Below are 23,286 nucleotides of genomic sequence, written 5' to 3'. Positions count from 1 at the left end.
GGCGCCGTCGTCGCGTGGGAGAGACTGGTTCGCACCAGTACGCTCCGTAGCACCAACCGAAGCACCAACCGTCGGAGTACCACTCCAGCAGGCCCGAGCCGCAACCGGGCCCGCAGCCTGTCCGAGGTTCTCACCCTGCCCCGCGGGCGGGTCTGTCACACGCAAGGGGATTCGCCCGTGAGTTTCTTCTCGAAGTTGTTCGGTCGCAACAAGGGTCGCGACGCGGCCGCCGTCGAGGCGCCCACCGCGCGACACCGCCGGTCGGAGGACGAGGCCGCCGTGCCGGGCATGCGCCCCGCCCCCGAGGCCGCGCCGTACGCCGGACAGCAGCTGTACCGGGACGGCGCCGCGCAGTACGCGGGGAATCCGGCGGGCTACGGCGCGTCGGTTGACCCCTCCGGCGACCCGCGCATAGGTTTCCCGTCAGGACCCTCAACCTCTGGTGGAGGGTTTGCCCCGGACCCGTACGCCGGGCACAACCCGTCGGGTGTGCCGCGCCAGGAGGCTGTGAACATGGCTGGCCCCACTCCGTGCCCCAGGTGCGGCAACCAGAACCCGGCCGCGGCCCGCTTCTGCTCCAACTGCGGCACCGCGCTGCGCGGCGGCCTGCTGCCGGAGGGGGCGGTGGAGACCACCTCGACGATCTCGATCTCCGGCCTGGAGTCCTACGACCCCTCCGCCACGACCGGCACCGGCACCACGCCGGCGCTGTCGGCCGAGGTGCTGTCGGCGATCGACGCGCTGCCGCCGGGCTCGGCGCTGCTGATCGTCCAGCGCGGCCCGAACTCGGGCAGCCGGTTCCTGCTGGACTCGGACGTCACCACGGCGGGGCGTCACCCGCAGGGTGACATCTTCCTGGACGACGTCACCGTCTCCCGCCGCCACGTGGAGTTCCGCCGCACCCAGGCCGGCTTCAGCGTCGCGGACGTGGGCAGCCTGAACGGCACCTACGTCAACCGGGAGCGGATCGACGAGGTGCCGCTGAACAACGGCGACGAGGTGCAGATCGGGAAGTACCGGCTGGTGTTCTTCGCCGGCCACAACCGGGGGTACTGAAACCAACGTCGGTGGGAGCCCGAGTGAATACGAATACCCCTTCCTCTTCTCTCGGGGCGGCCAACCCTGCGTCGTCGTCCGGTCCGCTGGCGGACCGGGGCGGGCGCGGGGTGGTCGCGGGCCCCAGGCAGCCGGTCCGGTCGGACCGGCCCGTCGGCCGGCGGCGCGGCGGTGACGAACTGCTGAGCATCGGCGCGGTGCTGGCCTTCCTGCGCGACGACTTCCCCGAGGTGACCATCTCCAAGATCCGCTTCCTGGAGGCGGAGGGGCTGGTCGAGCCGCAGCGCACTCCCTCGGGGTACCGCAAGTTCAGCCCGTCCGACGTGGAGCGGCTGGCCTACGTCCTGCGGATGCAGCGGGACCACTACCTGCCGCTGCGGGTGATCCGCGAGCACCTGGACGCGATCGAGCGCGGGGAGGCGCCGCCCGCGCTGCCGCCCGCCGCGGACGCCCGGCCCGGGCCGCTGGAGGAGGCCGACCGCGAACTGGTCGCCTCCGCCGACGTCCCCTCCGGGGTCCGGCTGGGGCGGGCCGAACTGCTCGCCGCCGCCGAGGCCGGCGAACCGCAGCTGGCGGAGTGGGAGGCGTACGGGCTGGTCGTGCCGGGCCCGGACGGTGGGTACGACGGGGAGGCCCTGCAGGTGGCCCGACTGGTCGCCGAACTCGGCCGGTACGGGCTGGAGCCGCGGCACCTGAGGGCCATGAAGGCGGCGGCGGACCGCGAGATCGCGCTGGTGGAGCAGGTGGTGGCGCCGCTGCGGCGGCACCGGAACCCGCAGACCCGGGCGCACGCCGAGGCCACCGCGAGGGAGCTGGCGACGCTGTCGGTGCGGCTGCACGCGGCCATGGTCCAGGCCGGTCTGCGGTCCCGGGGTTAGGGGTGCCCTCCGCAGGACCGGTGCACCGCGCTGACCAGCGGCGTCGGCCCTGCGCTTTCATATCCGGGGTCGTAGCCATAGGGTTGCCTGTGTGAATGAGCTCGACGTCGTGGGTGTCCGGGTGGAGATGCCTTCCAACCAGCCGATCGTGCTGCTTCGGGAGGTCGGGGGAGATCGATACCTGCCGATCTGGATCGGCCCCGGCGAGGCGACCGCGATCGCCTTCGCCCAGCAGGGCATGACTCCGGTGCGCCCGCTGACGCACGACCTGTTCAAGGACGTCCTGGAAGCGCTCGGCCAGCAGCTCACCGAGGTCCGGATCACCGACCTGCGGGAGGGCGTGTTCTACGCCGAGCTGGTGTTCGCCGGCGGGGTCGAGGTGAGTGCCCGGCCGTCCGACGCGATAGCGATCGCCCTGCGCACCGGCACGCCGATCTACGGGAGCGAGGAGGTGCTCGCCGAGGCGGGCATCGCGATTCCGGACGAGCAGGAGGACGAGGTCGAGAAGTTCCGCGAGTTCCTCGACCAGGTGTCGCCCGAGGACTTCGGGGGCGGCGGTCCGCAGTAGTGCGGACGGGGCGGATCAGCTGGTGCGCGCGCCGTTTTGCCAAAAAACGTCCATCTACCCACACTAGGGGCACGAAAAACCACTCTCCTGAGTGAAGTGGTTTGTCTGGCCCGGCGTGGCGATCGTTGACGGGTCATAGGGGACTGCCTACCGTCAGGAGTGGCTGTCCGGGTGGCCGATGCCCGCAGTCGGGTTGCCCGCAGCACGAGTGGACGGAGGTAGGCATGAGCAGCACCGGCGATGACGCGGCCGTGGGAGGCCTGTGCGCCGTGCACCTTCCGCGTACCGCCCGCACCGTGTCGGACCTGCCCAGGACGGGCAGGTTTCCGGCCGTACAGCCGGGCCAGCCCGCGATCGAGCGGCTGGCCCCGACCTCCGAACTGATCGGCTTCCGCGGCCCGACGGCCTGTGCGGCGGCCGGCATCACCTACCGCCAGTTGGACTACTGGGCCCGCACCGGACTGCTGGAGCCCAGCGTCCGCACTGCGTACCCGGCGACCAGTCAGCGGCTCTACAACTTCCTCGACGTCCTGCTGCTGAAGATCGTGAAGCGGCTGCTCGACGCGGGCGTCTCGCTGCAGAACATCCGGGTGGCCGTCGCCCATCTGCAGTCCGCCGACCGGGCCGACCTGGCCGGGCTGACGCTGATGTGTGACGGAGCGACGGTGTACGAGTGCACCACGCCGCAGCAGGTGGTCGATCTGCTGAAGAGTGGTCAGGGAGTGTTCGGCATCGCGGTGGGAGCGGTCTGGCACGAACTGGAGCTGACCCTCGGGCGGCTGCACGGGGAACGGACCGACACCGGCGAGACGCTGGTCGGCAACGACCCGGCGGACGAGCTGGCGCAGCGGCGCAACCGGGCGGTCTGACCGGGCGATCGTTTTCGACGGGGCCGTGGGCCCGGACGGGGAACCGTTCCGGCCCACGGCTTCGTCGTGTTGCCTGGCGAAGCGATCGAGGGAGGGGCACGTGGAGGTCGGCACCGGGATATCGGGGCTGCTGCGGCGTCGGGCCGGGGGGCTGCGGGCGCGGCTGCGGGAGCGCCGGACGCAGCGCAGGGTCTTCCAGACGGCGACGCTGCTGTGCTCGCTGGCGCTGGCGCCCAGCGCCTGGCTGTGGATCACGGCGGGGGACCGGGTGGGCACCGTGGAGAGCGCGCCGTCGGCGCCGGTGGCGGTGGTCTTCGGCGCAGGGCTGGACCAGGGCAAGCCGTCGCCCTACCTGGAGCACCGTCTGGTGGCGGCGCTGGACCTGTACCGGGAGGGCAAGGTGAAGGCCGTCCTGGTGACCGGGGACAACGGGCGGACCGAGTACGACGAGCCGGACGCGATGTACCGGTACCTGACCGAGCACGGGATCCCGGCGGACCGGGTGGTGCGGGACTACGCGGGCTTCGACACCTGGAACTCCTGCACCAGGGCGCACCGGATCTTCGGGGTGGACCGCGCGGTGCTGGTCAGCCAGGACTTCCACGTCCGGCGGGCGCTGGCGCTGTGCGAGGCGGCGGGCATCCGCTCGTACGCGGTCGGGGTGCCGGAGGTGCACGACAGCACCTGGCTGTACGGCGGGCTGCGGGAGGTCGCCGGGGCGGGCAAGGCGGCGGTCAACGTCTGGCTGCGGCCGGACCCGGTGTTCCTCGGGCCCAAGGAGGACGGCATCCCCAAGGCGCTGGCCCGGCCCGCAGAGGAGTAGCGGCGGGTCGCCGGCCACCGGGCGTCGGCCGGGTTCGTACGTACTGTCGGACCCGTGCGCGATGATCGGCGGGTGCGATCTCTGCCGAGCATCATCCATCTCGACATGGACGCCTTCTTCGCGGCGGTGGAGCAGGCGGCCAAGCCGAGCCTGCGCGGCAAACCGGTGGTCGTCGGCGGGCTCGGCGGGCGCGGGGTGGTCTCCACGGCCTCGTACGAGGCGCGCAGGTTCGGGGTGCACTCGGCGATGCCGATGGCGCAGGCGCGGCGGCTGTGCCCCAACGCGGCCTTCCTGGCCGGGCGGTTCGAGGCGTACCGGCAGAACAGCGAGATCGTGATGGCGCTGCTGCGCGAACTGTCGCCGCTGGTGCAGCCGCTGAGCCTGGACGAGGCCTTCGTCGACCTGGAGGCCGGTCCGTACGGTCCGGTGCTGGCGGAGACGGACCACGAGACCGGGGAGCGGCTGGTGCTCGCCCTGGCGGAGGACCTGCGGGCGGACATCCAGCGGTTCACCGGGCTGACCGGTTCGGTGGGCGCGGCGGGCTCCAAGCTAATGGCGAAGATCGCCTCCGAGCAGGCCAAGCCGGACGGGCTGGTGCTGATCGAGCCCGGGCAGGAGCGGGCCGTGCTCGGGCCGATGCCGGTCCGGGCGCTGCCCGGGATCGGGCCGGCCACCGAGCAGGTGCTGCGGCGGGCCGGGCTGAGCACGGTGGCCGACCTGGCGGAGGCGGGGGAGGCGGAGCTGGTCCAACTGCTCGGGCGGGCGCACGGCGCCGGGATCTTCCAGATGTCGATAGGGCTGGACGAGCGGCCGGTGGTGGCCGACCAGGACGCCAAGTCGGTCTCGGTGGAGGACACCTACGAGGTGGACCTGGCCGACCGGGACCGGGTGCTGCGGGAGGTGGAGGCGCTGGCCGGGCGGTGCGTGCGGCGGCTGCGGGCGGCCGGGCGCTCGGGGCGGACGGTGGTGCTCAAGGTGCGGCGCTTCGACTTCTCGACGCTGACCCGCTCGGAGACCCTGGGCGGGCCCACCGACGACGAGACGGTGATCACCGCGACGGCGCGGCGTCTGGCGGAGCAGGTGGACATCACCGGCGGGGTCCGGCTGCTCGGGGTGGGCGTGGCCCAACTGGCCGACTACACCCAGGAGGACCTGTTCGCGCAGGCGCTGCGGGAGGAGGCGGTGGAGCACGCCGAGGCCGCCGAGGCGGCGGTGGCCGAGGAGGAGCCGGAGGAGGTCGTGGTGCGGCGCTGGATGCCCGGACAGGACGTCCGGCACGCCGAGTTGGGGCCGGGCTGGGTGCAGGGCAGCGGGGTCGGGCGGGTGACCGTACGGTTCGAGACGCCGTGGAGCGGGCCGGGGCGGGTGCGGACCTTCGCGGTGGAGGACCCGGCGCTGGAGCCGGCCCGGCCGCTGCCGCTGCGGCAGGTCGAGGAACCGGGCGCCGAGGGCGAGTGAGGCGGGAGAACGCGGAACGGCCCCACCCGGTAGGAGTACCGGGTGGGGCCGCATACCGTGCCGGACCCCGGACGGTCGTGATGCCCTCGCGACCGAGCGGAGGCCGGGCCCGCGCGTCCTGTCCCTGAGCGCGCGGGCCGGACGCCTCGTCAGGCGTCGGTCTTGGCCAGCTCGGGGCTGGAGTCCTGCCGGGCCGGGCCGCCGGTGACGGCCGGCTTGACGCTGCGGATCAGGAAGGGGACGGCGCCGGCGATGATGCAGACGACGGCCGTGGTCCAGAACGCGTGCTTGTAGGCGTCCAGGGTGGGCAGCTGCACCGGGAGCTTGATCGGGAACTTCATGGTGTCGCCGGTCAGGATGGCGGTCATCACGGCGGTGCCGATCGCGCCACCGACGGTGCGGAGCACGGAGTTCATGCCGTTGGCGATGCCGCTCTGCTCGACCGGGACGGCGCCGTTGATGAACGCCGGCATCGCGGCGAAGGCGAGGCCGATGCCGAGGCCGAAGATGGCGGAGGCGGTGTAGATGTCGCCTTCGGCGCTGTGGCGCAGGGCCAGGTAGGCCATCGCGATCGCGCCGAGGACGCCGCCGAGGACCAGCGGCAGGCGGGGGCCGCGGCGGGCGATCAGCATGGCGCCGACCGGGGCGGCCACCATCGAGCCGATCGCGGACGGCAGCAGCATCACGCCGGCGTGCAGGACGGTCGCGGTGAAGCCGTAGTGGGCCAGCTTCTCCGGGGTCTGGGCGAAGTTGCTGATGACCATGAACGAGCCGTACATGCCGAAGCCGATGAGCAGGCCGGACAGGTTGGTGAAGGCGACGGCCGGGCGGCCCATCATCTTCAGGTCCACCAGCGGGTGGGCGACCTTGGTCTCGATGACGCCCCAGATCAGGGCGACCACGGCGGCGACGGCGAACAGGCCGAGGGTCTTGGTGGAGGTCCAGCCCCAGTGGTTGCCCTGGCTGACCGCGACCAGCAGGGCGGAGAGCCAGGCGGCCAGGGTGATGGCGCCGAGCGGGTCGGCGCCGCCCTCCTTGTCGGTGACCGGGTCGGACGGGACGCGGAAGGCGACCAGGGCGACGGCGAGCAGGCCGAAGGCCAGGCCCATCCAGAAGATCGACTTGTAGTTCCAGTGCTCCAGCAGCAGGCCGGTCGCGACCAGGCCGAGTCCGGAGCCGACGCCCATCGAGGCGCTGATGGCGGCGACGCCGCCGGTGACCTTCTGCCTGGGCAGCTCGTCACGGACGATGCTGATCGCCAGCGGCATCACGCCACCGCCGGCGCCCTGCAGGACACGGGCGACGATGAGCCAGGTGAAGGAGTGGGTGCTGACCGCCAGCGCCGACCCGGCGACCAGGCCGGCCAGCGAGATCAGCAGCATGGGCTTGCGGCCCCGGAGGTCGCCGAAGCGGCCCAGCAGGGGAGTCAGCACGGCCGCGGACAGCAGGTTGGCCGTCATCAGCCAGGTGATGTTGGAGCCGGAGACGTCCAGTTCCTTGGCCAGCGACGGCAGGATCGGTACGACCGCGGTCTGCACCACGCTGAACGACAGCATCGCCAGGATGAGGGCCGGCAGGACCCGGGCGTTGCTCTGCTTCTCGGCCGCGGTGGTGGGCTGTGGTGCCTCACTCACGGTTGCTTCCTCCCGTACATAGTGAATGAACTGAAGTAACTGTGCAGGGAGATACTTCAGAGTGTCAAATATCGAGTGGTTAAGGTTTGGCAAAGGTGAAGATTTTGCCTGCGGCGGGCCGGGGGCGGGGTTGGTGCCGGGCTGGTGTGAGGGCGGGCACGGCAAAGGGCCCCGGACCGGAGTCCGGAGCCCTTGCTGGTGCGGGCCGGTCAGGCCAGGGGGCGCAGCGCGGCGGGGTGGGTACCGTCGGTGACCGGGGGGGCCGGCTCGGCGGCCTCGGCGGTGTCGTCGTGGACCTCGACGTGCTCGCGGCGGAGCTCGTCCTGGACGACCTCCTCCGCGGTGTAGCGCTCCACCACCAGGCGGACCCGCTCGATCGGGGCGAGGTACTTGCGGACCACCGGCCGCTCCTCACGGAGGGTGACCTCCTCCACCGCCTCGGCGATCTCCTTCTCGGTGAGCGAGGCGCGCTCGGCGTCGCCGACCGGCATCCGCTCCACCCGGACCCGCTCGCGGACCACCGGGACGCGGCGCTCGACCTGCTCGCTGGTCACGTACTTGCGCAGCTTCGCGGTGCCCAGGACGTGCCACTCGGTGGTGATGTCCAGGCGCTCCTCGCGGCAGGTGATCTCGACCGGGCCGTTGGGGGCCGAGGCGGCGGCGGTGCCGGCCGGGTCCACCGAGGGCGGGACGGGCTGGCGCTTCGGCTCGACCACCGGGGTGGCGGCCGACGCGGCCACCGTGCCGTTGACGATCGGTGCGGGGGCGCTGAGGGTCCGCACGTGGGCCTCCGTGGCGGTGTCGGTGCTGGTGGTCGTCGTGGTGGCGGTGGTGGTCATGGTCGGGCCGGGCTCGGCGGAGTGGAAGGCGAGCGGCTTGGCGGCCTTGGCGGCCTCGGCGGCCGACGTGGTGCCGAAGTCGAGGTCGGGCTGGGCGGCCCGGCCGGGCTCCCCGGCGGCCGGACGGCCGTCCACCGGAGTGTCGAGGCCGTAGTAGCGGTAGAGCTGGAGCTCCTGGGCGGGCGACAGGTGCTGACCCACGCCGAAGTCCGGCGAGTCCTTCACCAGCGACTTGTCGTAGGGCACCCGGAGCTCCTCGCCGGAGAACTCGCTCGTGGTGAGCGGGACGAAGGCGTCCCGGCCGAAGATGCCGGTGCGGACGGCCGCCCACTCCGGCTGCCCGGTGGCGTCGTCCAGGTACACCTCGTCGACTGTGCCGATCTTGTCTCCGTTGCGATCGACCGCCTTGTGGCCGATGAGGTCTCGGGGGTCGATGTCGGTCTGCACTCTTTCCTCCAAGCGCTGCGCTTGCGGAACTCCCGCAGGTAAGGCGGCCGGAGCACCCGTTCCGTCCGCCACTTCACACCAAAAGCCATGAACCGGACGGACGCGACCGGGGTGCGGCCGGACGGGTCGGCGCTGCTCCGTCCGGGGGACGCGCGTAGACCCGGAGTGACCCGACGCACCCGTGATCGGAAGGCCGCCCGCTGGTACCCTGGGCGGCGACTGCCGAGCCCGCTCGGGAGAGTCCCCGACAGCGAAAACCGCTGGTCGAGGCGCCGAAGGAGCAACTCCTCCCCGGAATCTCTCAGGCATCCGTACCGTGCGGGATAGGTCACTCTGGAAAGCAGGGCAGGAGCGTCGGCGCGGGAGCCGGCGATCACCACCCTCACCGACGGTGCAAGCCGACGGAGCGCCACAGCGCGACGTGCGGGCGAAGCTCTCAGGTCCCGATGACAGAGGGGGAGGCCTTTCGGGTCCGTCCGCCCAGGCCGGTCCGCTGTCCGCAGCGGCGTCGGCCGGCGTGCGTACCCCCGCCGGTCCGTGACCAGGAGGCCTCGACCACCATGAACGCCCAGCCGAACGCGGGACGCCCCACCAGCGCCTCGACCCTCACCGAGCTTGAGCTGGCCAGCCCCTTCGAGAACCGCCACATCGGCCCCGACGCCGCCGCGCAGGAGAAGATGCTGGCGTCCGTCGGCTACGGCTCGCTGGACGAGCTCGCCGCCACCGCCGTTCCCGAGGCGATCCGTTCCATCACCGCCCTGGACCTGCCCGGCGGCCGCAGCGAGGCGCAGGTCCTCGCCGAGCTGCGCGAGCTGGCCGGCCGCAACCAGGTGCTCCAGCCGATGATCGGCCTGGGCTACTACGGCACCTTCACCCCGCCGGTGATCCTGCGCAACGTCATGGAGAACCCGGCCTGGTACACGGCCTACACCCCGTACCAGCCAGAGATCTCGCAGGGCCGCCTGGAGGCGCTGCTCAACTTCCAGACCCTGGTCTCCGACCTGACCGGTCTGCCCACCTCCGGCTCCTCGCTGCTGGACGAGAGCACCGCGGCCGCCGAGGCGATGGCGCTGGCCCGCCGCGTCACCAAGGTCAAGGGCGGCGTCTTCCTGGTCGACGCCGAGACCCTGCCGCAGACCATCGCGGTGATCAACACCCGCGCCGTGCCGACCGGTGTCGAGGTCGTCGTCGCCGACCTGTCCGAGGGCATCCCGGCCGAGATCGCCGAGCGCGGCGTCTTCGGCGTGCTGCTGCAGTACCCGGGTGCCACCGGCGTGGTCCGCGACCTCACCCCGGTGATCGAGCAGGCGCACGGGCTGGGCGCGATCGTCGCCGTCGCCGCCGACCTGCTGGCGCTGACCCTGCTCAAGTCCCCGGGCTCGCTGGGCGCCGACATCGCCTGCGGCACCTCGCAGCGCTTCGGCGTGCCGATGGGCTTCGGCGGTCCGCACGCCGGCTACCTGTCGGTGCGCGCCGAGTACGCCCGCTCGCTGCCCGGCCGCCTGGTCGGCGTCTCCGTCGACGCCGACGGCAACCGCGCCTACCGCCTGGCGCTGCAGACCCGCGAGCAGCACATCCGCCGCGAGAAGGCCACCAGCAACATCTGCACCGCCCAGGTGCTGCTCGCCGTGATGGCCTCGATGTACGCCGTCTACCACGGCCCGGACGGCCTGGCCGACATCGCCCGGCGCACCCACCGCTACGCCGCCGCCCTCGCCGAGGGCCTGCGGGCCGGCGGCGTCGAGCTGCTGCACGGCGAGTTCTTCGACACCGTCACCGCCGTCGTCCCGGGCCGCGCCGCCGAGATCGCCGCCGCCGCCCGCGCCAACGGCATCAACGTGTTCCAGGACGGCGAGGACCGGATCTCGGTCTCCGCCGACGAGACCACCACCCGCGAGCACCTGGCCGGCGTCTGGGCCGCGTTCGGCGTCCCCGCGGTCGAGGTCGCCGAGGCCGCCGACGCGCTGCCCGCCGCACTGCTGCGCGAGGACGAGTACCTGACCCACCCGGTCTTCCACAGCCACCGCTCGGAGACCGCCATGCTGCGCTACCTGCGCCGCCTGTCGGACCGGGACTACGCGCTGGACCGCGGCATGATCCCGCTGGGCTCCTGCACCATGAAGCTCAACGCCACCACCGAGATGGAGGCGGTGACCTGGCCCGAGTTCGGCCAGCTGCACCCCTTCGCGCCGGTCGACCAGGCCGCGGGCTTCCTGACCCTGATCCGCGAGCTGGAGCGCCAGCTGGTCGAGGTCACCGGCTACGACGCCGTCTCGATCCAGCCGAACGCCGGATCCCAGGGTGAGCTGGCCGGCCTGCTGGCCGTCCGCGCCTACCACCACGCCAACGGCGACACCCAGCGCGACGTCTGCCTGATCCCGTCCTCGGCGCACGGCACCAACGCCGCCTCCGCGGTGATGGCCGGCATGCGCGTCGTCGTGGTGAAGACCCTGGTCGACGGCGACGTGGACGTCGAGGACCTGAAGGCCAAGATCGAGCAGCACCGCGACAACCTGTCGGTGCTGATGGTCACCTACCCGTCGACCCACGGCGTGTACGAGACCCAGATCACCGACATCTGCGCCCTGGTGCACGAGGCCGGCGGCCAGGTGTACGTGGACGGCGCCAACCTGAACGCCCTGGTCGGCCTGGCCAAGCCGGGCAAGTTCGGCGCGGACGTCTCGCACCTGAACCTGCACAAGACCTTCTGCATCCCGCACGGCGGCGGCGGCCCGGGCGTCGGCCCGGTCGCGGTGCGCGCCCACCTGGCGCCGTACCTGCCGAACCACCCGCTGCAGGAGGAGGCCGGCCCGGCCACCGGCGTCGGCCCGATCTCGGCCGCGCCGTGGGGCTCGGCGGCGATCCTGCCGATCTCCTGGGCGTACGTCCGGCTGATGGGCGGCGAGGGGCTCAAGCGCGCGACCCAGGTCGCGGTGCTGAACGCCAACTACATCGCCAAGCGCCTGGCCCCGCACTTCCCGGTGCTCTACACCGGTCCGGGCGGGCTGGTCGCGCACGAGTGCATCATCGACCTGCGTCCGCTGACCAAGGACACGGGCGTGACGGTGGACGACATCGCCAAGCGCCTGATCGACTACGGCTTCCACGCGCCGACGATGTCCTTCCCGGTGGCCGGCACGCTGATGATCGAGCCGACCGAGTCCGAGGACCTGCACGAGATCGACCGGTTCTGCGACGCGATGATCGAGATCCGCGGCGAGATCGACAAGGTCGGCTCGGGTGAGTGGGCCGCCGACGACAACCCGCTGCGCAACGCCCCGCACACCGCCGCCACGCTGGCCGGCGACTGGGCGCACGGCTACTCGCGGCAGGAGGCGGTCTTCCCGGCGGGTGTGAACCCGGCGGACAAGTACTGGCCGCCGGTGAGCCGGATCGACGGCGCGTACGGCGACCGCAACCTGGTCTGCTCCTGCCCGCCGCTGGACGAGTACGGCGTCTGAGACGAGTGCGCCGGCTGATCGGCCGATTGGCTGATCGGTTCGGCGGCTGATCAGCCGAGCGGGAACGCGACAGGGCCCTGGCAGAACGTTTCTGCCAGGGCCCTGCCCTTTCGTTCTCAGGTCGGCGGCTGCCCCCGTCGGGCGGCCCCGGGCCGTACGGTTCCGGCCGTACGGTCGTCGGGCCGCCTCGGCTCAGGCCGCGTGGGCGACGGGGCGGCGCGGGCCGATCACCCGGCCGTCGGGCAGCAGCTCTCCGGTGTCCTCGAACAGGACGACGCCGTTGCAGAGCAGGCTCCAGCCCTGCTCCGGGTGGCAGGCCACCGGTACGGCCGCTTCGCGGTCCTCGGACTCGGCCGTCGGGCAATCAGGACGGTGCTGGCACATACGCGTACCCTCGCTTCGCTCTGCGATCCTCCCCGTGGTGCGGTCACCGGAGGTCGAGCCGTCCGGAGCCGCCTGGTGGTCGGATCCTGTCCGCGCGCCGACCAGGTGTGGACCGGCGCTCCAGTGGGTAGGACAGGTGGTCCTTCCACGCTGCTTCCCAGTGTCGGCATCCGCGGTCGTGCGCGCAGGGATTTCGTGACATGCGCCACAACTCCCGGGTAGAGATCACCCGTTCAGGTGGGGCCCGGGGGAAAACGCGCACCGGTGGGTCAGGCGGGGGATGGCCCGGTGGGGCCATGGCGGGCGGCCCGTCCGGGTGGTAGCCGTTCGGGTGAGGGCGTCAGCGGCCGTCAGCGGCCGCCGGTGGCCGCCGGTGAGGGCCCCGGGAGATCCGGGGGCGTCGGAGCGCACGGCGAAGGGCCGCCGGGCGCGGTGCCCGGCGGCAGGTGCGGCGGGTGACGCGGGCTCAGGACGAGCCGAGCAGCAGCGGCCGGGCGAGCGGGGCGCGGGCGAGCAGCGGGAGCAGTTCGGCGGCCGGGTAGGCACGGTGCGCGGTGACGCCGAGCGGGGCCGGGGCCAGCGGGATCAGCAGGTCGGTGGCCGGGCCGGCGTCGGGGCCGTGCAGCCAGAGCGCGGTGGCGTACTGGCCCGGGAAGGTCAGCAGCCGGGGCTGGCAGCGGGAGCGGGAGCTCTGGGCGAGCTGCCAGGCCTCGCGCAGCGCCCGGACGGTGGAGGAGAGGTACGGGCCGGCGGTGAAGTGGGAGAAGGTGTGGCCCTCGGCGCTCTGCACCACCTCGGCGGCGGCCGCCACCTCCGGGCCGTCCTTGATCAGGAAGCGCCAGCCCGTCCGGCGGGCGTGGGGGAGTTCCGGGTGCGGGCCGTCGAGGACGTGCACCGCGAGCGGGTGCGCGGGGAGCAGTGGACCGGACGGGTGACGCAGCGCGGCGGCGGCGGGCTGGCGCAGCGCGGTCTCCGAGTCGAGCGCGCCCAGCACCGCGCGCAGGGCGCTGGGTGGGGGCTGGGGGGTCTGCAGGGTCATGGCGGGTCCGCCTCTCCAAGCGAGATCGGCGTGCGAGTGCGGCATACCGGCGCGGCGCGGTGCGTCTACGGTGACGGGGCCCGGCCTTGTCCGGTTGTGCAGGATCGCGGTGCCGGCGCGGTCGCCGCCGTCGACGAGGGCCTCGGGGCGGGAGGCGGACCGGCCGGAGCGCAGTGCGAACTCAGCGAATTCATCGAACAAATGCACAGGGTGATCTGTTTATCACAGGCGGTGGCGCCGGGCAAGTCTGCAGATTGCCTGAATAGCCGTCAGATCCCTTGCATTGCAAGCCAGTCGGCGCATTCGGGTATCGATCTTCGAGGTGGGCATGATGCTGGCACGGTCGACCGGCCGGGTGTCTCAGGAGGAGGGGACCGTGGGCGAGAAGGTCGTGGCGACTCGGGCGGATCTCGCGGATCGGCAGCAGTACCGGCTCAAGCTCCAGGCCTGCCTCGACGCGCTGGGGCGGATGCTGCGCGAGGACCGCTTCGACCGGCCGCGGGCGGTGATGGGGCTGGAGATCGAGCTCAACCTGGCCGACGAGCAGGGCCTGCCGGTGATGCGCAACGCCCAGGTGCTGAGCGCGATCGGCTCCAGCGACTTCCAGACCGAGCTGGGCCAGTTCAACATCGAGGTGAACATCGTGCCGCACCGGCTCTGCGGGCACGTCTTCGAGGAACTGCGCGAGGAGATCGACACCGGACTGCGCTACGCCGACCGGCAGGCCGCCGAGGCCGGCGCCCGGATCGTCATGGTGGGCATCCTGCCGACCCTGGAGAACGACCACACCGGGCTGGACGCGATGAGCCACAACCAGCGGTACAGCCTGCTCAGCGACCAGATCCTGGCGGCCCGGGGGGAGGACATCGCGCTGGACATCGAGGGTGTCGAACACCTCCAGCTGGAGTCGATCACCATGGTCGCCGAGGCCGCCGCGACCTCCCTCCAACTGCACCTCCAGGTGACCCCGGAGCGGTTCTCCTCGGTGTGGAACGCCGCCCAGGCGATCTGCGGGCCGCAGCTCGCGCTCGGCGCCAACTCCCCGTTCCTGTTCGGGCGGGAGCTGTGGCGGGAGACCCGTCCGGTGCTGTTCCAGCAGGCCTGTGACACCCGTTCGGCGGAGCTCAAGGCCCAGGGCGTGCGCCCGATCACCTGGTTCGGCGAGCGCTGGGTGGACTCGGCGTACGACCTGTTCGAGGAGAACCTGCGCTACTTCCCGGCGCTGCTGCCGATCTGCGACGACGAGGACCCGCTGAAGGTGGTGGCCTCCGGCGGGGCGCCCCGGCTCGCCGAGATGCGACTGCACAACGGCACCATCTACCGCTGGAACCGGCCGGTGTACGACGTCTCCGGCGGGGTCGCGCACCTCCGGGTGGAGAACCGGGCGCTGCCGGCCGGACCGACGGTGGCCGACACCCTGGCCAACGCCGCCTTCTACTACGGGCTGGTGCGGGTGCTCGCCGAGCAGCCCCGGCCGGTCTGGACCAGGCTGCCGTTCGAGCGGGCGGACGAGAACTTCCGGCAGGGCGCCCGGTACGGCATCGACGCGGTGTTCCAGTGGCCGCGTCCCGGCCGGGCCGGCCGCGGCGGCGGACTGCAGACGGTGTCGGCGGTCGACCTGGTCCTCAACGAGCTGCTGCCGATGGCCTACCAGGGCCTGGACGAGTGGGGCGTCGAGCCCGCCGACCGGGACCGCTACCTGGGGATCATCGAGCAGCGCTGCCTGCGCCGCACCAATGGCGCGGCCTGGCAGAGCGCGACCTTCCACCGGCTGCGCGAGCAGTACGGGATGGACCGCCCGGCCGCGCTCGCCGCGATGACCAGGCGCTACGCCGAGCACATGCGCGGGGGCGAGCCGGTGCACACCTGGCCGGTCGGTTAGGGGCACCGCCCGCTGTGTCAGGATGATCGCTCCGGTCGTCGGCCGACCGCCGGAGCGATCATCCGTTCGATGGAGCGCCCGTGACGACCCGCCCGACCGCGCCGGAGAGCGCGTCGCCCACCCGCCGCCTGCTCGGCGTGGAACTGCTGATCGTCCTCGGACTGTCGCTCGGGGCCAGCGGGATCAGCGCGGTGATCAGCTTCGCGGGCTCGCTCACCGAACCGATCCAGCTCGGGCAGCAGGTCGCCACGCTGAACGGCTCGCGCGCGCCCGGGCGGCCCTGGCTGGACCTGGTGTGGCAGCTGTACTACATCGGGCGCGGGCTGATGCCGGTGGTGCTGGTCGGCTACCTGCTGGTGCGTGAGGGCGCCTCGCTGCGGGTGCTGGGCTTCGACCTGCGGCAGAAGCTGCGCGACCTCGGCCGGGGCGCGGGCGTCGCGGCGGCGATCGGCGGCTCCGGGCTGGCGCTGTACCTGGCCTCGCAGGCCGCCGGGTACAACCTGACGGTGGCGCCCTCGGGGCTGCCGGACGTGTGGTGGCGGGTGCCGGTGCTGGTGCTGTCGGCCTGGCAGAACGCGATCCTGGAGGAGGTCGTCGTCCTCGGCTACCTGCTGCGCCGGCTGGGGCAGCGGGGGTGGTCCTGGCCGGCCGCGGTGGTGGCCAGCTCGGTGTTGCGCGGCTCGTACCACCTGTACCAGGGGGTCGGCGGGCTGGTCGGCAACATGGTGATGGGGGCGGTGTTCTGCCTGCTGTACCGGCGCTGGGGGCGGGTGATGCCGCTGGTGGCGGCGCACGCGCTGATCGACACGGTGGCCTTCGTCGGGTACGCGCTGCTCGCCGGGCACGTCAGCTGGCTGCCGACCCCCTGACCGCCGGTCCGCCGGCCGGTAGCGAGCGGGTGCGCGGCGGGCGGGTGAGCAGCCGGTCGACGTGCCGGCGCTCCAGGCCCTGGCCGGGGTCGATCGGCAGCAGCAGGCGGTCGCGGCGCCACACCGAGCGGCGGACCAGCCGGGACGGGATGACGTCGTCCACCCAGGCGAACGGCCGGCCCTCGGCGTAGCGCAGCAGCGGCGCCCACTTGGCGGCGGAGAACAGCTCCATCAGCGGGACGCGCGGATCGCCGGGCTGCGGGACGTAACCGGTGAAGCGGACGAAGGGGAGCGGGTCCAGGCCGATCGCCGGGGCGATGTGGGTGTTGGCGTGCTCCTCCCAGGTGGTGGCCCAGACCAGCTCGTACGTCCCGGCCAGCTCGCGCAGCCAGGCGCCGTGCTTGGCGGCGAGCAGGACGGCGTAGCCCAGCAGGGTGTGGGAGTCGAACCCGGCGTCCGGATGCGGACAGACCGGGTTCAGCACCCCGTCGACGTCCAGGAAGAGCAGTGGCTTCGGCACCGGTGGGCCCCCAAGTGGATGGTGTTTCCTACCTGGTCGGACGAACCACCCGTACCGGTGGTTGCTCTTCGACGGGCGCACGCGGGGCGCACAGGGCGCTCACGGCGCGGGTGCGGGCTCGCCCGTGGGCACCGGTGCGTCCGGGGTGCTCCGACGGGGGTCGCGGCGGGACAGCCGGCGCACCTGCGGGTCGATCAGGACGGCGGCGCTGAGCAGCAGGCACAGCGCGGCGCAGGCCCAGAGCGCGCCGGACAGGCCGAGCGCGGCGGCCGCCGGGCCGGCCAGCGCGGTGCCGACCGGTGCCAGCGAATAGGAGCCCAGCTCGTCGTACGCGGAGACCCGGGAGAACATCTCCTCCGGGATCTCCTGCTGGAGCACGACCATCCAGTTGACGCCGAAGACGGTGACCCCCACACCGGACAGGAACATCGCGGCGACCAGCACCGGCAACGGTGCGGCGGTGGCCAGGGCCAGGGCGGGCGCGCCGAACAGGAACACGCCCCAGTTGCCGACCAGCAGGATCCGGCGGGGGCGCCAGCGGGCCATCAGCAGACCGGTGACCACCAGGCCGACGCCGTACGCGGACATCGCCAGGCCCCAGGCGCCCGCGCCGCCCAGGCGCTGCTCGGCCACCGTCGGCCCGTACACCGACTCGACCGTGTTGATGCAGGCCACCACCACCGCGAACTGCAGCACGATCACCCACAGCCAGCGGCGGGAGGCGAACTCCTGCCAGCCCTCGCGCAGATCGCGCAGCACACTCCCGCCCGTGGGCGCCGGCGCGGACTCGGCCTCCAGGAAGAACCGCAGGGCGGCGGCTATCAGGAAGCAGAGGGCGTCCAGGGCGAGCACCCAGCCGGGGCCGACGGCGGCGGTGAGCGCCCCGCCGAGGGCGGCGCCGCCGATCTGGGCGGCGTTCTGGCCCATCCGGAAGACCGAGAAGGCGCGGGCGGCGTGCTCCTGGGGGACGGCCTGCATGATCATGCCCCCGGCGGCGGGGGAGTAGAGCGCGTAGCCGGCTCCGCCGCCGGCGGAGAGCACCAGCAGCTGCCACAGCTGGACGTTCCCGGCCAGCACCAGGGCGGCCAGGACGGCCTGGGAGGCGGCGCTGAACAGATTGGCGGAGACCATGATGTGGTGGCGCGGCAGCCGGTCGGCGAGGGTGCCGCCGACCACCAGCAGCAGCACGGTGGGCACCAGCCGGGCGGCGGTGACGTAGCCGATCTCGGCGGCGCCGCCGCCGTTGCCGAGGACGGCGAAGGCGGTGGCGATGGGGGCGCCGGCGTTGCCGAGGCCGCTGATCACGGTGGCGGAGGTCTGGATGCGGAAGTTGCGGCTCGCCCAGGAGGGACGGCGGCCGGGGAGTGGGGTCGGCACCCGGGTGACTATGGCCGGAGTTCGTACAGGTGTCCATCCCGTTTTCGGGCCTGTGCGGTGGCGTCAGCCGAGGTGGCCCCAGAGGAAGGTGAGGGTGCGCCGCCAGGCGATCCGGGCCTGGAGGGGGTCGTGGGTGCCGAGCGGGTTCTCGTCGTTCATGAAGGCGTGCCCGGCCGGGTAGAAGTGGATCTCCGGGCGGACGTCGGTGGCCTCGCCGATCCGGATCGCGGCCTCGTCCACGGCGGTCATCGGGATCGAGCCGTCGAGCTCGCCGAAGTGGCCGAGGACGTGGGCGGTCAGGCCGCGGTAGTCGAAGTCGGGGTCCGGTGGGAGGCCGTAGAACGGGACCACGGCGGCCACCCGGTCGCCGGCCCGGGCGGCCAGCAGCAGGGCGAACCCGCCGCCCATGCAGAAGCCGACCACGCCGACCGCGTCGCCGACCACGCCGTCCAGCGCGAGCAGGAAGTCGACGGCGCCGGAGAGGTCCTCGACGGCCCGCTCGACCGGCAGTTCGCGCTTGAGCCGGGCCGCCTCGGCGCGGTCGTGGGTGGTGGCGCCGCCGAACAGGTCGGGGGCGAGGACGGTGAACCCCTCGGCGGCGAAGCGGTCGGCCATGTCCGCGACGTGCGAGGTGAGCCCCCACCACTCCTGTACCACCACCAGGCCCGGCCCGACCCCCTGCGGCGGACGGGCCAGGTACCCGTGCGCGGTGCGGCCGTTGCTCGGGAAGGTGATGTTCTGCCGGGATCCGCCCTGGTCAGGCATGGCTTCCTCTCGGGGGTCGGGCCGCGTGCGGCACGGGGGCGGGAGGGGCGGACGGTCAGCCCATCTCCTCCAGGGCACGGCCCTTGGTCTCCTTGATGCAGAAGGCCACGAACGGGATCGAGAGCAGCGCGAACGCCGCGTAGATGACGTACGTCGCGGAGAGGTTCCAGTCGGCGAGGTCCGGGAAGCTGACGGTGATCGCCCAGTTGGCGAGCCACTGGGCCGAGGCGGCGACCGACAGGGCCAGCGCGCGGATCCGGTTGGGGAACATCTCGCCGAGCAGCACCCAGACCACCACGCCCCAGGAGAAGGCGAAGCAGAGCACGAACACGTGCGCGGCGACCAGCGCGACGGTGGCGTGGGTGTTGTCCAGGGTGGCGGTGTCACCGGTGCCGTGCCGGTAGGAGAACGCCCAGGCGGCGGTGGACAGGGCGAGGGCCATGCCGACGGAACCGGCCAGGGCCAGTGGCTTGCGCCCGATGCGGTCCACCAGGACCATCGCGATCACCGTGCCGATCACGTTGATGATCGAGGTGGAGAGGCTGATCAGCAGCGAGTTGGACTCGTTGATGCCGACCGACTGCCACAGGAGCGACGAGTAGTAGAAGATCACGTTGATGCCGACGAACTGCTGGAACACCGAGGCGCCGATGCCGACCCAGACGATCGGCAGCAGGCCGAAGCGGCCGCCGAGCAGGTCCTTGAGCCGGGGCTTGTGGGTGGACTCCAGCACCGCGCGGATCTCGGCGACCCGGGCGTCCAGGTCGATGCCCTCGCCCTCGACCTCGACCAGCACCTCGCGGGCCCGCGCCTCGCGGTGGTCGGCGATCAGGTAGCGCGGCGACTCCGGGATGGCCAGCGCCATCAGGCCGTACACCAGGGCCGGGATGGTCTCGACGCCGAGCATCCACTGCCAGGCCTGGATGCCGCCCAGGTGGCCGGTGGACTCGCCGCCGGCGGCCTGGTTGAGCGCCCAGTTGGCGAGCTGGGAGACGGTGATGCCGAGCACGATCGCCATCTGCTGGAAGGACGCCAGCCGGCCGCGGTAGGCGGTCGGGGCGACCTCGGCGATGTAGGTGGGAGCGATCACCGAGGCGATGCCGATCGCGATGCCGCCGACCACGCGCCAGGAGGCAAGCGCCTCGATGTTCGGGGGGAACATCGAGCCGATGCCGCTGGCCGCGAACAGCACGGCGGCCAGCAGCATCGTGCGCACCCGGCCGAAGTGGTCGGCCAGCCGGCCGGCGACCACCGCGCCGACGGCCGAGCCCAGCAGTGCGATGGCCACCACGAAGGCGGTGGTGCCGTGGCCCACCGCGAAGTGCTTCTGGATGCCCGTCACCGCGCCGTTGATCACGGCGCTGTCGTAGCCGAACAGGAAGCCGCCCATCGCGGCGGCCGCCGAAATGAAGATCACGTGCCCGAGGTGGGCCTCGCCGGACGCCCGTTGGTGGTGGACTGTGGACACGTGCGCTCCCCGAGGTGGACGGGCCCGCTCTGACGGCTGGGCAGGACTCGTCTCACATTCGAGCAGCGCGGCGGCCGACCTGCCCGAGCTGAGGGCCGATCGGGTGAATTGGGGTCAGTCGACGGCGCGTGCGGTGGCCGTGCGCCGTTCGTGGCGTCGCAGCAGCTGGGTGCGGGCGGCGGCGTTCTGGTCGCGGCGCAGGGCAGGGCCGTCCGCCCGGTCGGCGAGGCGGTCGGCGATCGCGTGCTGCGCTCCGGCCGGCTTCTTGTCGTCGTACTTGAACTTGGCGCGTACCTCGCGGACCGTCAACCGGAGCCCGCGCAAGCCGGGCAGCAGCCGGGCGAACTCGCCCTCGCCGGGGACCACCCGGACGTCCGGGGTCTCCGGTTGGAAGTGCGCCAGCTGACGGTTGAGGATCTCCGCCTTGCCCGCCGCGGACTCGACCAGTTCGGCGGTGCAGTGGAAGTGGACCGAGGCGTAGTAGCTGGTGGGTGTGCCGGGCTCACCGCGCCAGTGGCCGGGGGCGAAGGCGTAGTCGTCGGTGACCGCCAGGGTGACGTTCGGGTCGGCCCGGACGGCGGCCAGCAGCGGGTTGGGCGCGGCGAGGTGGAGCAGGATCTCGCCGCGGTCGGCGTCCAGCAGGAAGTGCGTCGGGACGAGCACCGGGCCCTCGTCGGCGCGGCCGTTGGCGGCGAGCAGGCCGAAGTCGCGGCCCTCGGCCAGCCAGGCGCGCCACTCCTCCTCGTCGCCGCGGTCCCAGGAGCGGATCAGCATCGGGTGGCCCTCCTCAGCGGGGGAACACGCGCATGTGCGCGGGGAGCGGGATCGTCGTGTCGTACGGCTCGGGGGTGCCGAACACGGTGCTGACCGGGACAATGCCGGACCAGTGCGGCAGGTCGGCGTCGGCCGGGTCGTCGTTGGCGTCGTCCGCGCGGGTCTTGGCCGAGACCTCGTCCAGCTCCAGCCGGATCACGGCGGTGGCGGCGAGCTCCTTGGGGTTGGCCGGGCGGATCTCTCCGGAGCGGCCGGGGACGACCTGGTCGACCAGGGCGGCCAGCGCGACGTCCAGCTCCTCGGGGTCGGTGACCTGGTACGCGGTGCCGTGGGCGACCACCGAGCGGAAGTTCACCGAGTGGTTGAAGGCGGACTTGGTCAGCACCAGGGCGTCGACGTGGGTGACGGTGACGCAGACCCGCAGGCCCTGCTCGTCGGTGGCGGCGCGCAGCGGACGGCTGCCGGTGGAGCCGTGGAGGTAGAGCCGGCTGCCGACCCGGGCGTAGATCGTCGGCAGGACGACCGGGGCGCCGTCCGCGACGAAGCCGAGGTGGCAGAGGTAGGTGCCGTCGAGGATGGCGTGGATCGCCTCCCGCTCCCAGGTGGCGCGGTCCTTGTAGCGAGTGGGGGTGGTGCGGGGGGTGCGGGCGTAGCCGGCCGGCGCCTCCGGGTGGGCTTCCGGGGAGGCTTCGAAGGGGGCTTCCGGGTGGGCGTCCGGCGTGGTCGACATGACAACCTCTATGTACTAGTGCATAATCATCTTTGTGCTAGGAGACTATCCGCTGAAAGGGCGACGCGCCAGCGAAATCGCGGCCCACATCGAACAGGGCGTGAGCAGCGGGCGGCTCGCGCCCGGAACGGCGCTGCCCCCGTTGCGCGAACTCGCGACGGAACTCGGCGTCAACCCCAACACCGTGGCCGCCGCCTACCGGCTGCTGCGCGACCGCGGCGTGATCGAGACGGCCGGCCGCAAGGGCAGCCGGATCCTCCCCAGGCCCGCCCTCACCCCGCGCGACCAGATCCGCGTCCCCGTCCCGGCCCGGGCCCGCGACCTGTCCAGCGGCAACCCCGACCCGGCGCTGCTGCCCGACCTCGCCCCGGCTCTCACGGCCGCCGCCGAGGCCGCCCGGACCGAACCCGTGCTCTACGGGCACCCGCGCACCGACCCCGGCCTGCTCGAACTCGCCCGCGCCTCCTTCGAGGCGGACGGGCTGCCCGGCGGCCCGATCGCCGTCGCCTCCGGCGCCCTGGACGCCGTCGAACGCACCCTCGGGGCCTGGCTGCGCCCCGGCGACCCGGTGGCGGTCGAGGACCCGGGCTGGGGCAGCCTGCTCGACCTGCTGCCCGCGATGGGGCTGCGGCCCCTGCCGGTCCGACTGGACGACGAGGGGCTGCTGCCGGACTCGCTGGCCGCGGCGCTGGCCGAGGGCGCCCGCGCCGTCGTGGTGACCAGCCGGGCGCAGAACCCGACCGGCGCGGCGATCGGCAAGGCCCGGGCGGCGGCGCTGCGGGCGGTGCTGGCCGAGCACCCCGGGGTGCTGCTGATCGAGGACGACCACGGGCACGGCATGGTCGACCAGCCGTACCGGCCGCTGGTCGGCGCCGGGTCACGGCACTGGGCGGTGGTGCGTTCGGCGGCCAAGGCCTACGGCCCGGACCTGCGGGTGGCGGTGCTGGTCGGCGACGAGGAGACGGTCGGCCGGGTCGCCGGGCGGCTGCGGCTCGGCGCGGGCTGGGTCAGCCACCTGCTGCAGCGCACCGTCGCCGAACTCTGGCGCGCCGACGCGGCGCCGGCCGCGAGCGTGGCCGCCGCCTACCGGGCGCGCCGGGAGGCGCTGCTGACGGAACTGGCGGCGCGCGGCATCGAGGCGCACGGGGCGAGCGGGCTGAACGTCTGGGTGCCGGTGCCCGACGAGACCTCGGTGCTGGCGGCGCTGGTGCAGCGCGGCTGGGTGGCGGCGCCCGGGGCGCGGTTCCGGATCCAGTCGCCGCCCGGGCTGCGGTTCACCGTCGCCCGCCTCGACCGTGCGGGCGCGACGGAACTGGCCGACGATCTTGCCGCGGTGCTGGGAACGGGCGGGGCCGACTCCCGGCTGGTCTGAACCCGTCGGTAACAAAGCGGGAAACCTGCTGCACGTACCTAGCGGTAACCAGCGCGGCCATGTCATCTTCCTT

20 protein-coding genes and 2 riboswitches are annotated in these 23,286 nt (G+C 72.9%); of the genes, 10 read left to right on the top strand and 10 right to left on the bottom strand.

Features of this window, described 5'->3' with window-relative positions:
- Positions 1-513: 513 nt before the first annotated feature.
- The 6 genes from ACZ3YL_RS29100 (at position 514) to ACZ3YL_RS29075 (ending at position 5,652) form a co-directional block, all read left to right on the top strand.
- A complete protein-coding gene (locus tag ACZ3YL_RS29100) occupies positions 514-1,056 on the top strand; it encodes an FHA domain-containing protein (RefSeq protein ID WP_317620873.1) in 543 nt (180 codons plus the stop codon).
- Between the two features lie 182 nt (positions 1,057-1,238).
- On the top strand, positions 1,239-1,934 hold the full coding sequence (gene ftsR / locus ACZ3YL_RS29095; RefSeq protein ID WP_188302507.1) for a transcriptional regulator FtsR: 696 nt from the start codon (positions 1,239-1,241) through the stop codon (positions 1,932-1,934).
- A gap of 91 nt (positions 1,935-2,025) precedes the next feature.
- Complete coding sequence (locus ACZ3YL_RS29090) at positions 2,026-2,502, top strand: bifunctional nuclease family protein (protein WP_188302499.1); 477 nt, start codon at positions 2,026-2,028, stop codon at positions 2,500-2,502.
- 224 nt (positions 2,503-2,726) lie between these two features.
- Positions 2,727-3,371, top strand: a complete 645-nt coding sequence (locus tag ACZ3YL_RS29085) for a MerR family transcriptional regulator (RefSeq protein ID WP_188302498.1) — start codon at positions 2,727-2,729, stop codon at positions 3,369-3,371.
- A 100-nt stretch (positions 3,372-3,471) separates the two neighbouring features.
- Complete coding sequence (locus ACZ3YL_RS29080; protein ID WP_317620872.1) at positions 3,472-4,194, top strand: SanA/YdcF family protein; 723 nt, start codon at positions 3,472-3,474, stop codon at positions 4,192-4,194.
- A gap of 72 nt (positions 4,195-4,266) precedes the next feature.
- Complete coding sequence (locus ACZ3YL_RS29075) at positions 4,267-5,652, top strand: DNA polymerase IV (RefSeq protein ID WP_188302497.1); 1,386 nt, start codon at positions 4,267-4,269, stop codon at positions 5,650-5,652.
- A 149-nt stretch (positions 5,653-5,801) separates the two neighbouring features.
- On the opposite strand, the gene ACZ3YL_RS29070 is transcribed toward ACZ3YL_RS29075, so the two are convergent.
- Together ACZ3YL_RS29070 and ACZ3YL_RS29065 are read right to left on the bottom strand one after the other, a co-directional pair.
- Positions 5,802-7,286, bottom strand: a complete 1,485-nt coding sequence (locus ACZ3YL_RS29070) for an MFS transporter (RefSeq protein WP_188302496.1) — start codon at positions 7,284-7,286, stop codon at positions 5,802-5,804.
- A gap of 209 nt (positions 7,287-7,495) precedes the next feature.
- Positions 7,496-8,572 carry a PRC and DUF2382 domain-containing protein gene (locus ACZ3YL_RS29065; RefSeq protein ID WP_465660367.1) on the bottom strand — a complete coding sequence of 359 codons (1,077 nt, stop codon included), beginning with the start codon at positions 8,570-8,572 and terminating at the stop codon, positions 7,496-7,498.
- Positions 8,573-8,795: 223 nt separating this feature from the next.
- Positions 8,796-8,899, top strand: a riboswitch (glycine riboswitch).
- A gap of 1 nt (position 8,900) precedes the next feature.
- A riboswitch (glycine riboswitch) is annotated at positions 8,901-9,032 on the top strand.
- A gap of 100 nt (positions 9,033-9,132) precedes the next feature.
- Between ACZ3YL_RS29065 and gcvP the strand changes: the two genes are divergently transcribed.
- Positions 9,133-12,033: an aminomethyl-transferring glycine dehydrogenase gene (gene gcvP, locus ACZ3YL_RS29060; protein WP_188302494.1), complete on the top strand. Its 2,901-nt coding sequence runs from the start codon at positions 9,133-9,135 to the stop codon at positions 12,031-12,033.
- 192 nt (positions 12,034-12,225) lie between these two features.
- Here gcvP and ACZ3YL_RS29055 read toward each other — a convergent pair whose 3' ends face one another.
- Positions 12,226-12,417, bottom strand: a complete 192-nt coding sequence (locus ACZ3YL_RS29055; RefSeq protein WP_188302493.1) for a DUF5999 family protein — start codon at positions 12,415-12,417, stop codon at positions 12,226-12,228.
- Positions 12,418-12,883: 466 nt separating this feature from the next.
- Complete coding sequence (locus ACZ3YL_RS29050) at positions 12,884-13,456, bottom strand: hypothetical protein (RefSeq protein ID WP_188302492.1); 573 nt, start codon at positions 13,454-13,456, stop codon at positions 12,884-12,886.
- Between the two features lie 376 nt (positions 13,457-13,832).
- Between ACZ3YL_RS29050 and ACZ3YL_RS29045 the strand changes: the two genes are divergently transcribed.
- Positions 13,833-15,338: a glutamate-cysteine ligase family protein gene (locus tag ACZ3YL_RS29045; RefSeq protein WP_188302491.1), complete on the top strand. Its 1,506-nt coding sequence runs from the start codon at positions 13,833-13,835 to the stop codon at positions 15,336-15,338.
- 80 nt (positions 15,339-15,418) lie between these two features.
- The gene (locus ACZ3YL_RS29040) at positions 15,419-16,207 is read left to right on the top strand and encodes a CPBP family intramembrane glutamic endopeptidase (RefSeq protein WP_188302490.1); all 789 of its coding nucleotides are present in this window, start codon (positions 15,419-15,421) and stop codon (positions 16,205-16,207) included.
- Here the strand turns inward: ACZ3YL_RS29040 and ACZ3YL_RS29035 are convergent.
- The 6 genes from ACZ3YL_RS29035 to ACZ3YL_RS29010 all read right to left on the bottom strand — a co-directional run bounded on the left by ACZ3YL_RS29035 (position 16,185) and on the right by ACZ3YL_RS29010 (position 21,841).
- Entirely contained in the window at positions 16,185-16,727 is a 543-nt protein-coding gene (locus ACZ3YL_RS29035; protein WP_188302489.1) for an HAD domain-containing protein, read from the bottom strand. The two genes, ACZ3YL_RS29040 and ACZ3YL_RS29035, sit on opposite strands and share 23 nt — an antisense overlap.
- 99 nt (positions 16,728-16,826) lie before the next feature.
- Positions 16,827-18,104, bottom strand: a complete 1,278-nt coding sequence (locus ACZ3YL_RS29030) for an MFS transporter (RefSeq protein ID WP_317620871.1) — start codon at positions 18,102-18,104, stop codon at positions 16,827-16,829.
- Positions 18,105-18,167: 63 nt separating this feature from the next.
- Positions 18,168-18,869, bottom strand: a complete 702-nt coding sequence (locus ACZ3YL_RS29025) for a dienelactone hydrolase family protein (protein WP_188302488.1) — start codon at positions 18,867-18,869, stop codon at positions 18,168-18,170.
- Between the two features lie 55 nt (positions 18,870-18,924).
- Positions 18,925-20,259 carry a sugar porter family MFS transporter gene (locus ACZ3YL_RS29020; protein WP_262985969.1) on the bottom strand — a complete coding sequence of 445 codons (1,335 nt, stop codon included), beginning with the start codon at positions 20,257-20,259 and terminating at the stop codon, positions 18,925-18,927.
- A gap of 192 nt (positions 20,260-20,451) precedes the next feature.
- Entirely contained in the window at positions 20,452-21,111 is a 660-nt protein-coding gene (locus tag ACZ3YL_RS29015) for an FMN-binding negative transcriptional regulator (RefSeq protein ID WP_465660366.1), read from the bottom strand.
- Positions 21,112-21,124: 13 nt separating this feature from the next.
- The gene (locus tag ACZ3YL_RS29010; protein ID WP_465660365.1) at positions 21,125-21,841 is read right to left on the bottom strand and encodes a pyridoxamine 5'-phosphate oxidase family protein; all 717 of its coding nucleotides are present in this window, start codon (positions 21,839-21,841) and stop codon (positions 21,125-21,127) included.
- Between the two features lie 34 nt (positions 21,842-21,875).
- On the opposite strand from ACZ3YL_RS29010, the gene ACZ3YL_RS29005 reads away from it, so the two are divergent.
- The gene (locus ACZ3YL_RS29005) at positions 21,876-23,213 is read left to right on the top strand and encodes an aminotransferase class I/II-fold pyridoxal phosphate-dependent enzyme (RefSeq protein ID WP_465660364.1); all 1,338 of its coding nucleotides are present in this window, start codon (positions 21,876-21,878) and stop codon (positions 23,211-23,213) included.
- The last annotated feature ends 73 nt before the right edge of the window (positions 23,214-23,286 follow it).

Source organism: Kitasatospora sp. NPDC023176, assembly GCF_055560495.1.
Note: the sequence above shows the minus strand (reverse complement) of the source record. Positions and strands in the feature narration are given on the sequence as shown.

Excerpts from the sequence above, each read along its gene's own strand:
- ACZ3YL_RS29100 (WP_317620873.1), top strand. The coding sequence starts at position 514 with ATGGCTGGCCCCACTCCGTGCCCCAGGTGCGGCAACCAGAACCCGGCC.
- ACZ3YL_RS29085 (WP_188302498.1), top strand. The coding sequence starts at position 2,727 with ATGAGCAGCACCGGCGATGACGCGGCCGTGGGAGGCCTGTGCGCCGTG.
- gcvP (WP_188302494.1), top strand. The coding sequence starts at position 9,133 with ATGAACGCCCAGCCGAACGCGGGACGCCCCACCAGCGCCTCGACCCTC.
- ACZ3YL_RS29055 (WP_188302493.1), bottom strand. The coding sequence starts at position 12,417 with ATGTGCCAGCACCGTCCTGATTGCCCGACGGCCGAGTCCGAGGACCGC.
- ACZ3YL_RS29050 (WP_188302492.1), bottom strand. The coding sequence starts at position 13,456 with ATGACCCTGCAGACCCCCCAGCCCCCACCCAGCGCCCTGCGCGCGGTG.
- ACZ3YL_RS29025 (WP_188302488.1), bottom strand. The coding sequence starts at position 18,869 with ATGCCTGACCAGGGCGGATCCCGGCAGAACATCACCTTCCCGAGCAAC.
- ACZ3YL_RS29020 (WP_262985969.1), bottom strand. The coding sequence starts at position 20,259 with ATGGGCGGCTTCCTGTTCGGCTACGACAGCGCCGTGATCAACGGCGCG.
- ACZ3YL_RS29015 (WP_465660366.1), bottom strand. The coding sequence starts at position 21,111 with ATGCTGATCCGCTCCTGGGACCGCGGCGACGAGGAGGAGTGGCGCGCC.
- ACZ3YL_RS29010 (WP_465660365.1), bottom strand. The coding sequence starts at position 21,841 with ATGTCGACCACGCCGGACGCCCACCCGGAAGCCCCCTTCGAAGCCTCC.